Consider the following 15118-nt stretch of genomic DNA (forward strand, 5'->3'; position numbering starts at 1 on the left):
AGAAGGGCCCCGTTCCCGGCACCACAGGAACGGGGCCCTTCGCATGGGCCGCTTCTCCCGGAAACCGAGCCGCCGGCAGGCGGAGCCTGCCGGGGCCGTGACGGTCAGGCCGCTCGATACGGCGGCGGCGTCCTCACTCCTGGTCCCAGTCCGGGTGGACGGTGGGACCGGGGAGCCTGAGGTCGGTGCAGCCCCGGCGTGCGGCCTGGTCCCTCGCGAACGCGCCGAGAAGGCCGCGTACGTCGCTCATCGGAAGCGCTGACCCGGTGTGGTTCCGGGTGTAGCTGGTGGCGAGGAAGTTCGCCGATTCGCCGGCGCACCGGGCCGCGGCGCGGCCGAAGTCCTGGCCGAGAAGCGCGTCGCGGGCGCTGCGCCCCTCCGGCACCTGGAGATTGGACGAGACGAGCCTCTCGAACGGCTTGTCCGTCCAGTCGCCGTACCAGCCCGTGAGGCTCACCGCGGGCAGGCCGCTGCCGGAGTCGATCAGCGAGCAGTGGGTGATCGAGGCGTGCTCGTCCGTGGGCGCGACCACCTGCCATCGCTCACCGGACGGGCTGGCGGGCAGCCTGGTCCCGGCCAGCCACCCGCACATCGTGCCCCTGGCCCCGGCAAGGGACACCCCGCGGACCGGTTCGACCCGCTCCGGCAGCGGCAGGGCATCGGCACCGCACCCGGTCTCCACGTTGGCGCCGTTGGCGATCCGCACCGCCGTACGCAGGGACTCGGGCGAGGGGTCGCTCTCCACGCCGTGGGTGTACACCTTGGTGACCAGGCGCCGCGCCCGGCCCTCCGAATCGGGGCCCAGCTTCGGGCACTCCTGGAGGATCACGGGGCCGAACTTGCCGTAGAAGCCCGGGACGGAGCGGGGATAGGCGAAACGGAGGTCCCTCGGGACGGTGAACTCCATGTCGAGCGGACCCAGCGGCTCGCCGGTGTCCATCTCCGCCCGCACATCGAGGACGAAGTGCCGGCCGTCGCTCTCGTCCACCCCGCACCTGAGCGGACCGCTCCCGGTGCCGAAGGTGTCCTTGGCGCCCTGAAGCCGTTCGGCCGGCAACAGCTCGGCCAGCTCACGGCCCGACAGGTGGCCCCCGCACAGCGTCGCCGCGTACCACCACGGCTGCCACACCGGCTTGGCCAGCCATCCGGCGCCCGCGAGGAGCGCGAGCACCACCCCCACGATTCCCAGCACCCGACCGCCGGGCAGCCACCGCACGCCCCGTATCCCCGCCATGACCTGCAGTCTCCCCCGTCGCCGCCAGTGCTTCCCCGACGCGCGCAGCCTACGCGGTGCCCCGATCCGGCCGGCTCGCGGCCCGAACGTGACGAGGACATCAGTGGTACCCCTGCGCCGGGCGCGCCGACGGGAGAAGTACGGTTGGCGGAAAGGGCCGCCCGGCAGTCCCCTTCGACTGTCCGGCAGGAAAGGAGGAGCGGTGCGCCGAGCACGTACGACCGAGCGGTCGACGAGTTCCTTCCTGCTGCTGTTGGCCGCGCTGCTCTTCGCCCAGCTCTGCGTCCAGGGACACACCGGTCTGCAAGGCGGTTCTGGCCAGCCGGCTGCCCGCGGGCCGGTGACGGGGGTCCCGGTGTCCGCGCCGGCCGGGAGCCCGGCGTCCGCCCCGCAAGACGCCTCCGCTCCCGCGGCCGGCGAGCCCGACACGGACTCGACCGAGGTCTCGCACGGCAAGGGCGGCACCTGCCCTGAGCGTCAGGCCCCGGAGCAGCCGACCAGCCCACACCTGGCCGCACCCGCGGCGGCGGAGTTGCCCTCCGTGGGCGTCGCCCCCGCTTCCTCCGCCGCACGGTGGCCCGCGCACCGCGAGGACTCGTCCGGCAAGGCGCCACCGGCGCACGTCTGCGTGCTGAGGATCTAGACCGGCCCAGGCCGCTCCCCACCTCGTCCCGAGCCTCGTCAGGGCTCCGGAGGCGCGGGAGCGGCTTCGCGTGTCCGTGTCCCTCCTCAGCAACGGAGACTCTCCCATGGGCTCGTCGCCCACCTCTTCCGCGTCTGCCTCCTCCGTCGTGCGCAGCAACCGCTCCCCACGGGCCGCCTTCAGCGCGCTGCGCCTCTGGGGCTTCCGCCAGTGGACGGCCGTGGCTGCCTCCGCCGTCGCCACGGCGCTGATCGTCGGAGTGCCGACCGCCGTCGTCCCCACCCCGTTCTTCGGCCGGGAGATCCCGGTCCAGTGGTGGAACTACCCGGCCCTCGCACTGACCGCGCTGCTCTCGGGGCTGGTCCTCGGCACGTATCTGCGCCCCGGCCCGTCGAGCGCCACCCCTGCCCCCGGTGGCCGGCTCGGCTCGGTCGGCGGCGTGCTGTCCTTCTTCGCGGTGGGCTGCCCGGTCTGCAACAAGATCGTCCTGCTGCTGCTCGGTACCGGCGGCGCGCTCAGCTACTGGGCACCGCTTCAGCCACTGCTCGCCCTCGCCTCGGTGGGGCTGCTCGCGGAGGCGGCCCTGCGCCGACTGGGCGGCCAGGCCGCCTGCCCCGCGCCCAGCGCCTGACGTCTCCCGCCCGGCCCGCCCGCGACGGGCGGGCCCCGGCCCACCCTTCACCCTGCTCACAGGAGCGTGTTCCTCATGCCCGAGAAGTCCCCTTCCTCTTCCCCCTCCGCCTCCCGGACGCCGCGCGCGCGGGCCCGTCGCAGGCGCACCGTGGGGGCCGCCGGCGTACTGGTCGCCGCCACCGCCACAGCGGTGTTCGTCGTCACGTCCGGTTCCGGCGACTCCGCCTCACGCCCCGCCCCCGCCCCTTCCGAGGCCGCGGCGGAGCAGACGCCCGGGGACTCCGTTCCGGCCGGTCCCGACCTGGCACGCCGCGACGCCGACGACGCCCTGGCCGTCGGCCCCGCCGACGCACCCGTGGTGATGATCGAGTACTCCGACTTCCAGTGCCCGTTCTGCGGGCGCTTCGCCCGCGACACCAAGCAGGAACTCCTGCGCACACACGTGGAGAAGGGATCGCTGCGCATCGAGTGGCGCAACTTCCCCATCTTCGGCGAGGAGTCCGAAGCCGCGGCTCGCGCCGCCTGGGCCGCGGGCCGGCAAGGGGTGTTCTGGGAGTTCCACGACCGCCTCTACGCCGAACCGCGCGAGCGCAACAGCGGCGAGTTCACGACGACCAAACTCGTCGCCCACGCGAAGGCGGCCAAGGTGGCGGACCTCGACCGGTTCCGCGAGGACATGGAATCGGACCAGGCGCACCAGGCCGTGGAACGCGACCTCGAGGAGGGGTACGCGCTGGGTGTCACCAGTACCCCCGCCTTCCTCGTGAACGGCACACCCCTGCTCGGAGCCCAACCGACCGAAACCTTCGACCAGGCCGTCCGTGACGCCCTCACCCGGAGCGAAGGCGGGACGAAGTGAGCGACGCCGGTGTCCTCCTCGCCTTCCTCGGCGGGCTCCTCGCCCTGCTCAGCCCGTGCAGCGCGCTCCTCCTGCCCGCCTTCTTCGCCTACTCCTTCACCAACAGGACGAGGCTGCTCCGCCACACCGCCGCCTTCTACGGCGGGCTGTGCCTGACCCTGGTCCCGCTCGGCGCGGCGGGGGCTCTTGCCAGCCGCCTGTTCATCGGTCACCGCGACACCCTGGTCCTCGTCGGCGGCTGGACCATGATCGTCCTCGGGGTGCTGCAACTCCTGGGGCTCGGCTTCGGCTCCCGACGCCTCCAGCAGCGAGCCGGCGCCCCCAGTGGCTCGACACCCTCCACCATCGCGCTGGGAGCGGTGTACGGGCTCGCCGGATTCTGCGCGGGCCCCATCCTGGGCAGCATCCTCACCGTCGCCGCGCTCGGCGGCAGCCCCCTGCGCGGTGGCTTCCTGCTGGCGGTGTACGCCCTCGGCATGGCCGCGCCCCTGTTCGTCCTGGCCCTGCTCTGGGACCGCTGGCAACTGGGCCGGCGTGCCTGGCTGCGCGGACGGGGCTTCCGGCTCGGCCGCCTGCACCTGCACAGCACCTCGGTGATCGGCGGTCTGCTCTTCATCACCCTCGGAGCGGTCTTCCTTCTCTTCGACGGGTCGGCGGCGCTCCCGTCGCTGCTGGACGTGGACACCGAGTACGCGTGGGAGCAGCGGGCCACCGCCCTCGCCGCCGCCGTCCCGGGCAACCTCGTTCTGGCCACGCTGGCCGTCACGGTGGCGGTGGCAGCGAGCGTCGTACTGGTCAGGAACGTCCGCGCGAGCAGCCGCGACCGGAGCTGAACCGGCTTTCGGCCCGCGCCCGCCGAGCAGCCCAGCCGTCAGCACGAGCCCGCACGGCGGCCGGTCCAGTTCGGTGGGCGAGCCCGCGCCCGCAGCCCGCCGGCCCCGTGTCATCCGGGCTCGCCCGGGAGGAGGCCGACGAGGCGGTCGAGCTGGGCCGGGTCGCCGAGAGCGGAGCCCAGGGCCACCACGCGGGCACCCGCTTCGAGGAACGCCGAGGCGTTCCGGAGGTCCAGGCCACCGGTGGCGACGACGCGCAGGCGGGGGAAGGGCGCCCGCACCGCACGTATCCAGGAAGGTCCGAGCGAGGACGCAGGGAACGCCTTGACCCAGTGGAGACCGCGCCTGCGCGCCCTGCCCACCTCGGTGGGAGTGGAGACGCCCGGCAGGTGGGGGAGGCCGGCTTGGAGGCGGGCGTCGAGGGGCGGCACGGTGACGGACGGCGGGAGTGGGGACGTGGAGAGGGGTGGCGGCGGCCGAGAACGGTCCGGAATCCTCACGCGTCCCGCGGCCACGGCCGGAACGGGTGCCCGTGGAGCCGTCAACCTTCGCAGGCGTCACGCGGTCTTGTCCGACGACGTTCACCACGAGGCTGCCGGCGCGTCCGCGTCGGCGGGTGGAGAGAGGATGAGGCGGAGATGGCGGATCTGCGAGCCATGGCGACCTGGGTCGACGTGCGGGAGGGGCGGCCGGAGATCGGGATGCCGGTCGCGGTGGCGATCACCGGGCGGTACCCGGCAGAGGACGACGACGGCGACAGGGCGTCCGGTGAAGCCTTCTGGCTGGTGCGGACGATGTACTACACCGACTGGTTCCGGACGGAGGACGGCGTCACCCACCACGACTGCTTCGTCGACTCCGACGAGGTCATCCGCTTCCCTTACGACCCGGAGAGCGATGACAGCGTGACGCACTGGGCGGAGCTGCCCACCCTGCCCGGGACGAAGACGCACTTCCTCGGCGGGGACGACGTGGCGCCGGCACTGCGCCATGCCTGGGAGGTGCCCGCCGGTGCCTGAACCAGGCTGCCGGACGGCCGCAGGCGCGGCCCGCCGGCAGGCGGGAGAGCCGGCACTTCTCCCGACCGCGGGACCGTCAGCTCGACGGCCCCGCAGTCTCCCTTCCCGGGCCGGGCCGGGCCCGGCTCCGCCGCCGTGCGGCGGACCTCGCGGTGTCCGGCGAGCGCCGCCGGGTGGCGAACCGCGTCACCCGCAGATGATCTCCGGCTGAGTCCTGGCCCGGACGTCCTCGACGGTGACGTCCGGCGCGAGTTCGGCCAGGCGCAGGCCCTCGGTGGTGATGTCCAGGACGCACAGGTCGGTGATGATCCGCTGGACGACCCTCTTGCCGGTGAGGGGCAGGGAACACTCCTCGACGATCTTGAAGTTCCCGTCCCGGGCCACGTGCTCCATGAGGACGACGACCCTCCTGGCGCCGTGCACCAGGTCCATCGCCCCGCCCATCCCCTTGACCATCTTGCCGGGAATCATCCAGTTCGCGATGTCCCCCCGCGCCGACACCTGCATGGCGCCCAGTATCGCGGCGTCGATCTTGCCGCCCCGGATCATGCCGAAGCTGGTCGCGGAGTCGAAGAAGGAGGCACCGGGGCGGACGGTGACGGTTTCCTTGCCGGCGTTGATCAGGTCGGGGTCGACCTGTTCCTCGGCCGGGTAGGGGCCGGTGCCGAGGATGCCGTTCTCGGACTGGAGCACCAGTTCCACGTCCGCCGGGATGTGGTTGGGCACCAGCGTCGGCAGACCGATCCCGAGGTTGACGTAGTCCCCGTCCGACAGCTCCGCCGCCGCACGGGCCGCCATCTGGTCGCGGGTCCAGCTCATCGCACCGTCCTCTTCTCGATCCGCTTGTCGGCGGCCTGTCCGGGCGTCAGCGCGACGACACGGTGGACGTAGACGCCGGGCAGGTGCACGTGGTCGGGGTCGAGTTCGCCGGGCTCGACCAGCTCCTCCACCTCCGCGACGCAGATGCGGCCCGCCATGGCGGCCAGGGGGTTGAAGTTGCGGGCGGCCTTGTCGAAGACCAGGTTGCCGTGCCGGTCGCCACGGGCGGCGCGCACCAGGGCGACGTCCGCCACGATGGCGTGCTCCAGCACGTAGGCTCGGCCGTCGAACTCCTGGGTCTGCTTGGCCGGTGAGGCGATCTCGACGCCGCCCGCGCTGTCGTACTTCCAGGGCAGGCCGCCCTCGGCCACCTGGGTGCCGACACCGGTGGCGGTGAAGAACGCCGGGATGCCGGAGCCGCCGGCCCGCAGCCGTTCGGCCAGCGTGCCCTGGGGCGCCAGCTCGACCTCCAGTTCACCGGCGAGGTACTGCCGGGCGAACTCCTTGTTCTCTCCCACGTAGGAGGCGACGATGCGGCGGATGCGGCCCGCGCCGAGCAGGAGCCCGAGTCCCCAGTCGTCGACACCGGCGTTGTTGGAGACGATCTGGAGCCGGTCGGCGCCCGACCGGAGAACGGCGTCGATCAGCACCGCCGGGATGCCGCACAGGCCGAAGCCGCCCACCGCCAGTGTCGCGCCGGAGCCGACGTCCGCTACCGCCTCGACGGCGGAGGGAACCACCTTGTCCATCAGACCTCCCGGCCTTGTCGCGCGGCGACGACGCGTCCGCGCGCCTCACCGAAGCCGATGCGGGCGCCGCCCGCTCCGGGGGCGGTGGCGCGCAGCACCACCTCGTCCCCGTCCTCCAGGAACGTCCGCTGCTGCCCGGCCACCGTCACCGGTTCCGCGCCGCCCCAGGTCAGCTCGATGAAGGCACCGCGCTGCTCCTTGGCCGGTCCCGAGACGGTGCCCGAGGCGAACAGGTCGCCGGTGCGGGTGGGCGCTCCGTTGACCGTGAGATGGGCCAGCATCTGCGCCGGCGACCAGTACATGGCGGCGTACGGCGGCCGGGAGACCACCTGGCCGTTCCACTCGACCTCCAGGTCGATGTCCAGGCCCCAGGGCTCGTCGAGCGCGAGGTAGGGGAGGACCTCGGGTTCCTGGACCGGGGTGCGCACCTTGGCCTCCGTCAGGGCCAGCAGCGGCACGACCCAGGGGGAGACGGTCGAGGCGAACGACTTGCCGAGGTTGGGGCCGAGCGGCACGTACTCCCAGGCCTGGATGTCCCGGGCGGACCAGTCGTTGAAGAGGACGACGCCGAAGAGGTGCTGCTCCGCCCGCCCGGCCGCGACGGGCTCACCGAGCGTGTTGCCGGTGCCCACCACGAAGCCGAGTTCGGCCTCGATGTCGAGGCGTACCGACGGTCCGAAGACGGGCGCCGGGTCGTTCGGGCCCTTGCGCTGCCCGCAGGGGCGGATGATGTCGGTCCCGGAGACCACGACCGAGGCGGACCGGCCGTGGTAGCCGACCGGGAGGTGCTTCCAGTTCGGCATGAGCGGGTCGGGGTTGTCCGGGCGGAACAGCCGTCCGAGGTTCGCGGCGTGGTGCTCCGAAGCGTAGAAGTCGACGTAGTCGGCCACCTCGAACGGCAGATGGAGGGTCACGTCGGCGGCGGAGTGCACCGCTTGCCGGGGCACGTCCCCGTTGAGCGCGGCGGCGATGGCGGCCCGCACCTGGACCCAGCGGTCATGGCCCTGGGCCATGAACGGATTGAGTGACGGGCCCGCGAACACCTCGTCGCCGAGGAGTGTCGCGAGGTCGACGACGTGCTCGCCGTAACGGGTGCCGACGCGGGGGTCGCGGCCGGGCAGCGAGTACACCCCGTAGGGCAGGTTGTGGATGCCGAACGGGTCGTCCCGGGGCACGTCGAGGCGGACGGTGGTGGATGCGGTCACAGGAGGTCCTTGGTCAGGTCCGGGCCGAGCAGGTCGAGAGCCGCCAGCTCACTGACCGGCCCGGTGAGGGAACAGGTGCCGAAAGAGCGGAAGGTCTTCCGGACTTCCGGGGACAGGGCGCCGACGAGCCCGGCGACCGTGGCGGCGTCGCGTTCGGCCAGGATCGCGACGATGTCCTCTTCGTCGGCGCCGTCGAGCGCGGCGCCGGTGGCCGCGAGCAGGTTGAGGTGCCCGTGCTGCTCGAAGAGGGTCCGCGGATCGGTGTTGCGCACCGCGTGATGCAGCCCCGCGGTCGCCTTGAAGGGGACCTTCGCGCGTACCGCGAGGAGCACGGAGCGCGCGAGTTCCCTCTCGTCGGGATACAGCTCGGCCCGCACACCGCCGGTGCGGAACTTCGCCAGGTAGGGGGAGGTGGCCAGCGAGGCGATCAGCTCGGCCCGGCGTTCGTCGCGCGGCACCTCCACGTACACGGTCACCCGGGCGTGGTCGGGCGCCTCCGCCAGGGTGGCGGTCAGCCGGGGCACGACCTCAGCCGCGGGCACGTCCTCGGGCACGGCGACCTCCAGGAAGCGCAGCCGGGCTGCCGGCAGGGCGCGGACGGAGGCCGGCGCCCGCGCGGCCTCCTCGGGCGAGGGCACCGTGACCGCGAGGTCCAGCGTCCCGGGGCCGTACCCGGCCGTCAGTGCCGCCAGTTCGGACAGCCGGGCCCGCGGCACCACGAGCGGTCCCACCAGCGGCGCGTGGGCGGCGGCGACGTGCCTCAGGTGCGCGGGCACCGCATCGGCCAGCGGCATCTCACCGGGCGGGAACACCGCGGCGTCGTCGCAGAACGAGGCGAACAGGTCCGGCGGGACCCGGACGGCGCCGGGTGCGGCGCTGGTCACTTCCCGGCCTCCTTGCCGCCCTTGGCCCAGGAGTAGGCGTAGACACCGTCGTCGCAGGCGCGGGCCGCCTCACCGAGTTCCAGCGGGCGGAAGGTGTCCACCATGACGGCCAGCTCGTCGAAGAACTCCGCTCCGATGGCACGCTCGTAGGCCCCGGGCTGCGGCCCGTGCGGGTGGCCGCCGGGGTGCAGACTGATCGAGCCCTGCCCGATCCCGGAACCCTTGCGGGCCTCGTAGTCACCGCCGCAGTAGAACATCACCTCGTCCGAGTCGACGTTCGAGTGGTAGTACGGCACCGGGATGGCGAGGGGGTGGTAGTCGACCTTGCGCGGCACGAAGTTGCAGATGACGAAGTTGTGCCCCTCGAACACCTGGTGGGCCGGCGGCGGCTGGTGGACCCGGCCCGTCAGGGGCTCGAAGTCGCGGATGTTGAAGACGTACGGGTAGAGGCAGCCGTCCCAGCCGACCACGTCGAAGGGGTGGTGCGGCAGCGTGTGCACCGTGCCCGCGATCCCCCCGGGGCCGGTGCCGCGGTGCTTGATGTACACCTCGACGTCCTGCTCCGCCACGACCCTGAGGCCCTCGGGCCCGCGGAGGTCCCTCTCACAGAACGGGGCGTGCTCCAGGAGCTGCCCGAAGCGGGAGAGATAGCGCTTGGCGGGGGTGATGTGGGAGTTGGCCTCGATGGCGTACACCCGGACCGGCCCGTCCGGGACGATCCGGTACGTCGTCGCGCGGGGGACGACGACGTAGTCGCCCTCGCCCACCGGCAGATCTCCGAAGACGGTCTCGACCCGAGCCGCGCCGGCCTCCACGTAGAGGCACTCGTCACCGATCGCGTTGCGGTAGTACGGGCTGGTCGTGTCGGCGACGACGTAGGAGAGCCGGACGTCGGCGTTGCCCAGCAGCAGCCTCCGGCCGGTCACCGCGTCGGTGCCCGCAGCGCCCTCGCCGAACAGGTCGTGTGTGGAGAGGTGGCGCGGAGTCAGCGGGTGGTTCGGGACGAGCGACTGGTCCGGCAGCTCCCAGACCCGGTACGCCGCGATCGAGGACGGGATGTTCACGTGGTAGAGCAGCGAGGAGTCGGAGGAGAAACCCTCCTCGCCCATCAACTCCTCGAAGTACAGCGACCCGTCGGGGGCCCGGTGCTGGGTGTGGCGCTTGGGCGGGACGCTCCCCGCCACGCGGTAGTACGGCATGCCTGTCCATCTCCTGTCGGCAGTTCACCCTTGTCGGCCGACACCCGGAGCCATGGACGCCGGTGGCGCCCTAGGCGGGTCCCGACGCGGGGAAGGGCTGCGAGCTGCGCCGGACGGTGTGTGCGGCATACGGCCTGGAGGACGTGGTCAGCGACTTCGTCCCGGAGGGACCGCCGCCACTCCGGCCGCATGTGCGCCTGGCGCACACTTCTGTGCGGTGTCCGCAACTTGTGTGCAACATAGTTCGCGTCCCGGGCGCGGTCAAGAGGTGCCGTGTCGCGGATCGGCCGAGGTGGGAGCCGTGCCTGAGCTGCCGTGGCGACGGCGGGCACCGGCAGTCGTCGGCGGGCCGGGCCGCCGGATGGCTAACCTTCGAGTGGCCGCGCGCCGTGTCCGAAGGCGCGGCGCGCCACGACCCGCGGAGCGAACACAGGAGGATGCCCACGTGGCCACCTTGCAGAGTCTGGACCGTGGCCTGCGGGCCCTGAGCCTCGTCTCCCTCGCCCCCGAGGGGCTCACGGTCGCCGAGATCGCGACGCGGCTCGGCACCGACCGGGCGACCGCCTACCGCATCGTCGACACGCTGGAGCAGCACGCGCTGGTGGCCCGGGGCGTGGGAAAGAGGATCCGGCTGGGGGCCGGCGCGGTCGTCTTCGCCGGCCGCTTCCAGCCCCAGCTCATTCGCGCGGCCGGACCCGTCCTCCAGGAACTCGCCGACGCCGCCGGGGTGGCCGCGTTCCTCTCCCTGGCCCAGGGGGACGACGCGTGTGTCCCCGTGCTGTCCGCGGAACCCGCCCGGCAGACGATCTTCCAGGTCAGCTACCGCATCGGGGCCGGCCACCCGCTGGACAAGGGGGCCAACGGCATCGCCATCCTGGCGCTCCAGCCGGCGGCCCGGGGCGACTCCGAGGCCGTGAGGCAGGCGCGGGACGCCGGCTACAGCGTCACCGCGGGAGAGCTTCAGCAGGGAGCCGTCGGGGTGGCCGCCGGTTTCGAGGTGCCGCACCTGCTCGGCGCCTCCGTCGGCACCGTCGCCATGGGGGAGGTCGACGTCGGCCGTCTCGGCGAGCTGGTGCGGGGGGCGGCCGCCCGGCTCGCACAGCTCAGCCGCGCCTGAACCCGGTCCCACCGGTACGGCGGACGCCGTACCGGTGGGACCGCCTCGCGCGGAGATCGCCGGGGCGGGTGCCAGGCGCGGCGGCCGGTGCCGCCGCGGCCGGCCTCGGGCGTCAGTCGAGCAGTTCGCCCAGGCTCCTCGCCGCGCGGGAGACCATGGTGCCGAGCTGGTCGAGGTCGGTGTACTCGAAGACCGAGACGCCGATGCTGGCCGCCGCCCTCCCGTTGCCCGCCGGGACGGCGGCGGAGACGCCGGTCACGGCGGGGATGACCTCGCCCGTGGTGACCGCGTACCCCTTGGCGCGGGCCTCGGTGACCTCCGCGCGCTCCCCCTCGCGGTGCGGGCCGTGGGCGAGTACGGCGACGCCGCCGGAGCCCTGCTCGATGGAATGGGTCTGCCCGGGCCGGAAGGACACGTGGACCAGGGCGCCGCGCGGTTCCACCACCATGAGCGCGCGCATCTGGGTGTCGCCCTCCCGGACCAGCAGATGCGCGGTGGCCCGAGTGTTTTCGGCCAGCTCGTCCAGGACCGGCCGGGCCAGCGCGCGCAGGTCCTGCTGAACCGGTTCGGCCAGCGACACCAGGCCCGTGCCCAGGACGACCCGGCGCTGGTGGTCGCGGCGGCACAGCTGGTGCGCCTCCAGGGTCCGCACCAGGCGGTGGGCGACTGTGCGGTGGACCGAGATGGCGTCCGCCAGCTCGCTGACGGTCAGGCCCTGCGGATGCTCGGAGACCACTCTGAGCAGCAGCAACCCGTGGTGAAGCGTCTTGGACATGCCCGCGTCGAGTTCGGGGGCCGACCTGGTCGGCGAAGGTGAAGTCACGAATTCATCCCTTGACGGGTTTCAGCCAGCTCCCTATGCTCCCAGTATTCGCACAGGTGGTGCGAATATCGCACACAATCTCGGTGTGTCGCAAGCTCTCCTCTCCAGCGGCCGGACGACTGCCGGAAGAAGGACACGAGCCGAACGGATCTCCCTATGAATCCCCACGCGCCGGCGCCTGCCGCCAGTGCCCGGCTGGCCGAAATCCACCAGCTCTACCACCTCCAGAGTCACCTCATCGACGGTGGCCGTGCCGACGACTGGGCAGCGACCTTCACCGCGGACGGCACCTTCACCTCGCCCACCTATCCCGCCCCCGTGACCGGCACCGCCGCGCTGACCGCGTTCGCGAAACGGTTCTCCGCCGACTGCGCCGCCGACGGCGTGGTGCGCCGGCACGTGGTCAGCAATGTGGCCTTGACCGGCGACGACGGAGCCGGGACGCTCCAGGTGGAGGCGTATCTGCAGATCGTCGCGACCCCCGCCGGCGGGACCCCGCACACCGAGCGGTTCACGACCCTCACCGACCGGGTCGTCCAGGACGGCGGCGACTGGCGGATCGCCGCTCGCGTCGTACACCGCGACGGCGCTCCCACCGCCCCCCAGGTCTGACGCCCGGGGCCCCGCGCCCCGGTCTCTGCCCGCACGCACCCCGACCCTTCCACGACGACACCCGGCCCGGCGGCCACCAGCCCGAAGGCCCCGGAGTGTCGGCGAGGGGCACGGGCGCCGGCCGGCGCTACCTCTGGCTGAGGACACCGGTACCCGCCCCGCCCGCCCCGCACCGCCCGGGACGTCCGACAGCGACCGCGCTCCCCCGTCGCCCCACGACCTCCCGTGCCCCACTCAAGCTTCCGCGCGTTCTAAGGACCGACCCATGGCAGACCTGAGAGCCGAACCGACGCCGTCGAACCACTCAGGGGAGGCGTCACCCAAAGTCGGCGAGAACCCCGCCGCCACACTGAAGGTCATCCGGGCGGCGATCCTCGGAACCGTCGTCGAGTACTACGACTTCGGCATCTACGGCTACATGGCGACCCTGCTCTCGGCGCACTTCTTCGTCGAGAGCGACCCGAACACGGCGCTGCTCTCCACCTTCGCCGCCTTCGCCGTCGCCTTCTTCCTCCGGGCCCCCGGAGGCATCCTCTTCGGCCACATGGGCGACAAGTACGGGCGCAAGAAGGCGCTCACCTGGACCATCCTGCTGATGGCCATCGCCACCACCGGCATCGGCCTGATCCCCTCGTACGCCACGCTCGGCATCTGGGCGACCGTCCTCCTGGTGCTGTGCCGCTGCCTCCAGGGCTTCGCGGCCGGCGGCGAACTCGGCGGCGCCAACGCCTTCGTCTCCGAGCACGCCCCGGCACACCGACGGGCGTTCCACACCTCGTTCGTCAACACCGGCACCTACCTCGGCTCGCTGGTCGCCTCGCTGGTCGCGCTGCTGCTGACCTCGGCCGTCAGCGCGGAGACCCTGCACGACTGGGCCTGGCGCATCCCCTTCCTGCTCAGCGCGGTGATCGGCCTGATCGGCCTCTACATCCGCAGCCAGCTCCCCGAGACCGAGCAGTTCGAGGCCGTCCAGGAGAGCGACTCGGTCGAGGTGGCGAAGTACCCCATCGCCGACGTGTTCACCCACGCGTGGCGCCAGATCGTGCTCGTCATCTTCCTCGGCGCGCTGATCGTCGGCGGCTACTACGTGGCCGGCGTCTACGCCGCCAGCTACCTGCAGACCGAAGGGGGACGCTCCGCCGACTTCGCCTTCACCTCCACCTGCATCGCCATGGTCGCCGCGGTGATCAGCCTGCCCATCGCCGGGTACGTCGGCGACCGCATCGGCCGCCGGCCCGTGTTCTTCTTCGGCAGTGGCGTCACCGCCGTCATCTCCTTCCCGGCCTTCATGGTGATGCGCGACGGCAGCCCGGCGGCCGCCGTCCTCGCCCAGTGCGCGCTGACCTTCTTCATCGGCCTGGTCAACGGTGTCTCGTTCGCCACCTACGCCGAGATCTTCCGGGCGCGCTACCGCTACAGCGGCATCGCGATGAGCAACAACGTCACCAACATGGCGCTGGGAGGCACGGCGCCCTTCATCGCCACACTCCTCATCAGCACCACCGACAACAACCTGGCGCCGGCGGGTTACCTCCTCGCCACCGCGCTCATGACCTTCATCGCCACCTTCTTCCTCAAGGAGACCCGCGGAAAGGAACTGCAACTGTGAGCCCCGCGCAGACCGGCCGACGCAGGTTCGAGAGCCGTACGGTCCTGGTCACCGGCGCCGCCGGCGGCCTGGGCCGGGCCGACTGCCTGGCACTGGCCGCCGAGGGGGCGCACGTCTGGGCCGCCGACATCGACGTGGCCGCCGCCGAGACGCTCGTCCCCGAACTCACGGCGGCCGGCGGGTCGGGGCGGGCCGTTCACCTGGACGTCGCCGACGCCGACTCCTGGCGTGCGCTGGCCGACGAGGTGGAAGCCGCCGGGCCCCTCCACGGCCTGGTCAACAACGCCGGCGTCAGCCTGCGCGCGGGCATCGCCGACACCACCGTCGAACAGTGGCGGCGCGTCATGGACGTCAACCTCTCCAGCGTCTTCTACGGCCTCAAGACACTCACCCCCGCCCTCGCACGAGGGGCCGAGGCCGGTGGCGCCGCGGTCGTGAACGTCTCCTCCATCGCCGGAATGGTCGGCTACTTCTCCGCCACGTACGGCACCAGCAAGTGGGGCGTCCGCGGCCTGTCGAAGGTCGGCGCGCTCGAACTCGCGCCGCACGGCGTCCGCGTGAACTCGCTCCACCCGGGACTCACCTCCACACCCCTGCTCCACCAGGCCCCCGACACCGCCTTCGTGGACGAGAGCGTGCGGTCGGTGCCCGCGGGCCGGCTCGCGACTCCCCAGGAGATCGCGCGCGTGGTCGCGTTCCTGCTGTCCGACGACGCCACCTACATCACGGGCGAGGAGGTCGTCGTCGACGGCGGACTGACCTCCGGCGGTCTCTACCACCGCATCCTCGCCGGACTGGCCGACAGGCCGTGAACCGCCCCACCGAGCCGGTCCGAAGGCCCGCGCGCCGACGCCCGCCGCACGTCGGCGCCGGGTCCACG

Annotated in this window: 17 protein-coding genes; 9 read left to right on the forward strand and 8 right to left on the reverse strand. The window is 72.6% G+C overall.

Going from position 1 to position 15118, the window contains the following annotated elements:
• Window positions 1-133: 133 nt before the first annotated feature.
• Entirely contained in the window at window positions 134-1234 is a 1101-nt protein-coding gene (locus Sdia_RS16200; protein WP_100457039.1) for a hypothetical protein, read from the reverse strand.
• Between the two features lie 202 nt (window positions 1235-1436).
• Between Sdia_RS16200 and Sdia_RS16205 the strand changes: the two genes are divergently transcribed.
• The 4 genes from Sdia_RS16205 (at window position 1437) to Sdia_RS16220 (ending at window position 4202) form a co-directional block, all read left to right on the forward strand.
• The gene (locus tag Sdia_RS16205; RefSeq protein WP_124288331.1) at window positions 1437-1877 is read left to right on the forward strand and encodes a hypothetical protein; all 441 of its coding nucleotides are present in this window, start codon (window positions 1437-1439) and stop codon (window positions 1875-1877) included.
• Window positions 1878-1983: 106 nt separating this feature from the next.
• Window positions 1984-2508, forward strand: a complete 525-nt coding sequence (locus Sdia_RS16210) for a hypothetical protein (protein ID WP_189500193.1) — start codon at window positions 1984-1986, stop codon at window positions 2506-2508.
• Window positions 2509-2583: 75 nt separating this feature from the next.
• On the forward strand, window positions 2584-3369 hold the full coding sequence (locus Sdia_RS16215) for a DsbA family protein (protein WP_189500194.1): 786 nt from the start codon (window positions 2584-2586) through the stop codon (window positions 3367-3369).
• Complete coding sequence (locus tag Sdia_RS16220; RefSeq protein ID WP_100457042.1) at window positions 3366-4202, forward strand: cytochrome c biogenesis CcdA family protein; 837 nt, start codon at window positions 3366-3368, stop codon at window positions 4200-4202. The genes Sdia_RS16215 and Sdia_RS16220 overlap by 4 nt, the downstream gene beginning before the upstream one ends.
• 110 nt (window positions 4203-4312) lie before the next feature.
• Here the strand turns inward: Sdia_RS16220 and Sdia_RS16225 are convergent, their stop codons facing one another.
• Window positions 4313-4633 carry a bifunctional 4-hydroxy-2-oxoglutarate aldolase/2-dehydro-3-deoxy-phosphogluconate aldolase gene (locus Sdia_RS16225; RefSeq protein ID WP_229831152.1) on the reverse strand — a complete coding sequence of 107 codons (321 nt, stop codon included), beginning with the start codon at window positions 4631-4633 and terminating at the stop codon, window positions 4313-4315.
• Between the two features lie 207 nt (window positions 4634-4840).
• Between Sdia_RS16225 and Sdia_RS16230 the strand changes: the two genes are divergently transcribed.
• Window positions 4841-5221: an AQJ64_40280 family protein gene (locus Sdia_RS16230; RefSeq protein ID WP_115069665.1), complete on the forward strand. Its 381-nt coding sequence runs from the start codon at window positions 4841-4843 to the stop codon at window positions 5219-5221.
• Window positions 5222-5407: 186 nt separating this feature from the next.
• Here Sdia_RS16230 and Sdia_RS16235 read toward each other — a convergent pair whose 3' ends face one another.
• From Sdia_RS16235 to Sdia_RS16255, 5 genes are read right to left on the reverse strand one after another with little or no spacing between them, the layout of a single operon-like run.
• Window positions 5408-6040: a CoA transferase subunit B gene (locus Sdia_RS16235; protein ID WP_115069664.1), complete on the reverse strand. Its 633-nt coding sequence runs from the start codon at window positions 6038-6040 to the stop codon at window positions 5408-5410.
• Window positions 6037-6789 (reverse strand): CoA transferase subunit A, encoded by a 753-nt coding sequence (locus Sdia_RS16240; protein WP_100457045.1) that lies wholly within the window; start codon window positions 6787-6789, stop codon window positions 6037-6039. Before Sdia_RS16240 ends, Sdia_RS16235 begins: the two co-directional genes overlap by 4 nt.
• The gene (gene fahA, locus Sdia_RS16245; RefSeq protein WP_100457046.1) at window positions 6789-7994 is read right to left on the reverse strand and encodes a fumarylacetoacetase; all 1206 of its coding nucleotides are present in this window, start codon (window positions 7992-7994) and stop codon (window positions 6789-6791) included. Before fahA ends, Sdia_RS16240 begins: the two co-directional genes overlap by 1 nt.
• Window positions 7991-8878: a hypothetical protein gene (locus tag Sdia_RS16250; RefSeq protein WP_124288333.1), complete on the reverse strand. Its 888-nt coding sequence runs from the start codon at window positions 8876-8878 to the stop codon at window positions 7991-7993. Before Sdia_RS16250 ends, fahA begins: the two co-directional genes overlap by 4 nt.
• On the reverse strand, window positions 8875-10077 hold the full coding sequence (locus tag Sdia_RS16255) for a homogentisate 1,2-dioxygenase (protein WP_100457048.1): 1203 nt from the start codon (window positions 10075-10077) through the stop codon (window positions 8875-8877). Before Sdia_RS16255 ends, Sdia_RS16250 begins: the two co-directional genes overlap by 4 nt.
• Before the next feature lie 445 nt (window positions 10078-10522).
• On the opposite strand from Sdia_RS16255, the gene Sdia_RS16260 reads away from it, so the two are divergent.
• Complete coding sequence (locus Sdia_RS16260) at window positions 10523-11194, forward strand: IclR family transcriptional regulator (protein WP_100457049.1); 672 nt, start codon at window positions 10523-10525, stop codon at window positions 11192-11194.
• A gap of 112 nt (window positions 11195-11306) precedes the next feature.
• Here Sdia_RS16260 and Sdia_RS16265 read toward each other — a convergent pair whose 3' ends face one another.
• Window positions 11307-11969 (reverse strand): IclR family transcriptional regulator, encoded by a 663-nt coding sequence (locus Sdia_RS16265; RefSeq protein ID WP_100457050.1) that lies wholly within the window; start codon window positions 11967-11969, stop codon window positions 11307-11309.
• Between the two features lie 204 nt (window positions 11970-12173).
• Here Sdia_RS16265 and Sdia_RS16270 point away from each other — a divergent pair, with 204 nt between their 5' ends.
• From Sdia_RS16270 to Sdia_RS16280, 3 genes are all read left to right on the forward strand, one after another.
• The gene (locus Sdia_RS16270) at window positions 12174-12629 is read left to right on the forward strand and encodes a nuclear transport factor 2 family protein (RefSeq protein ID WP_100457051.1); all 456 of its coding nucleotides are present in this window, start codon (window positions 12174-12176) and stop codon (window positions 12627-12629) included.
• Between the two features lie 265 nt (window positions 12630-12894).
• Window positions 12895-14238: an MFS transporter gene (locus Sdia_RS16275; RefSeq protein ID WP_100457052.1), complete on the forward strand. Its 1344-nt coding sequence runs from the start codon at window positions 12895-12897 to the stop codon at window positions 14236-14238.
• A complete protein-coding gene (locus tag Sdia_RS16280; RefSeq protein WP_100457053.1) occupies window positions 14235-15050 on the forward strand; it encodes an SDR family NAD(P)-dependent oxidoreductase in 816 nt (271 codons plus the stop codon). The genes Sdia_RS16275 and Sdia_RS16280 overlap by 4 nt, the downstream gene beginning before the upstream one ends.
• Window positions 15051-15118: the final 68 nt, after the last annotated feature.

This window comes from Streptomyces diastaticus subsp. diastaticus (genome assembly GCF_011170125.1).
Classification (GTDB): domain Bacteria; phylum Actinomycetota; class Actinomycetes; order Streptomycetales; family Streptomycetaceae; genus Streptomyces; species Streptomyces diastaticus.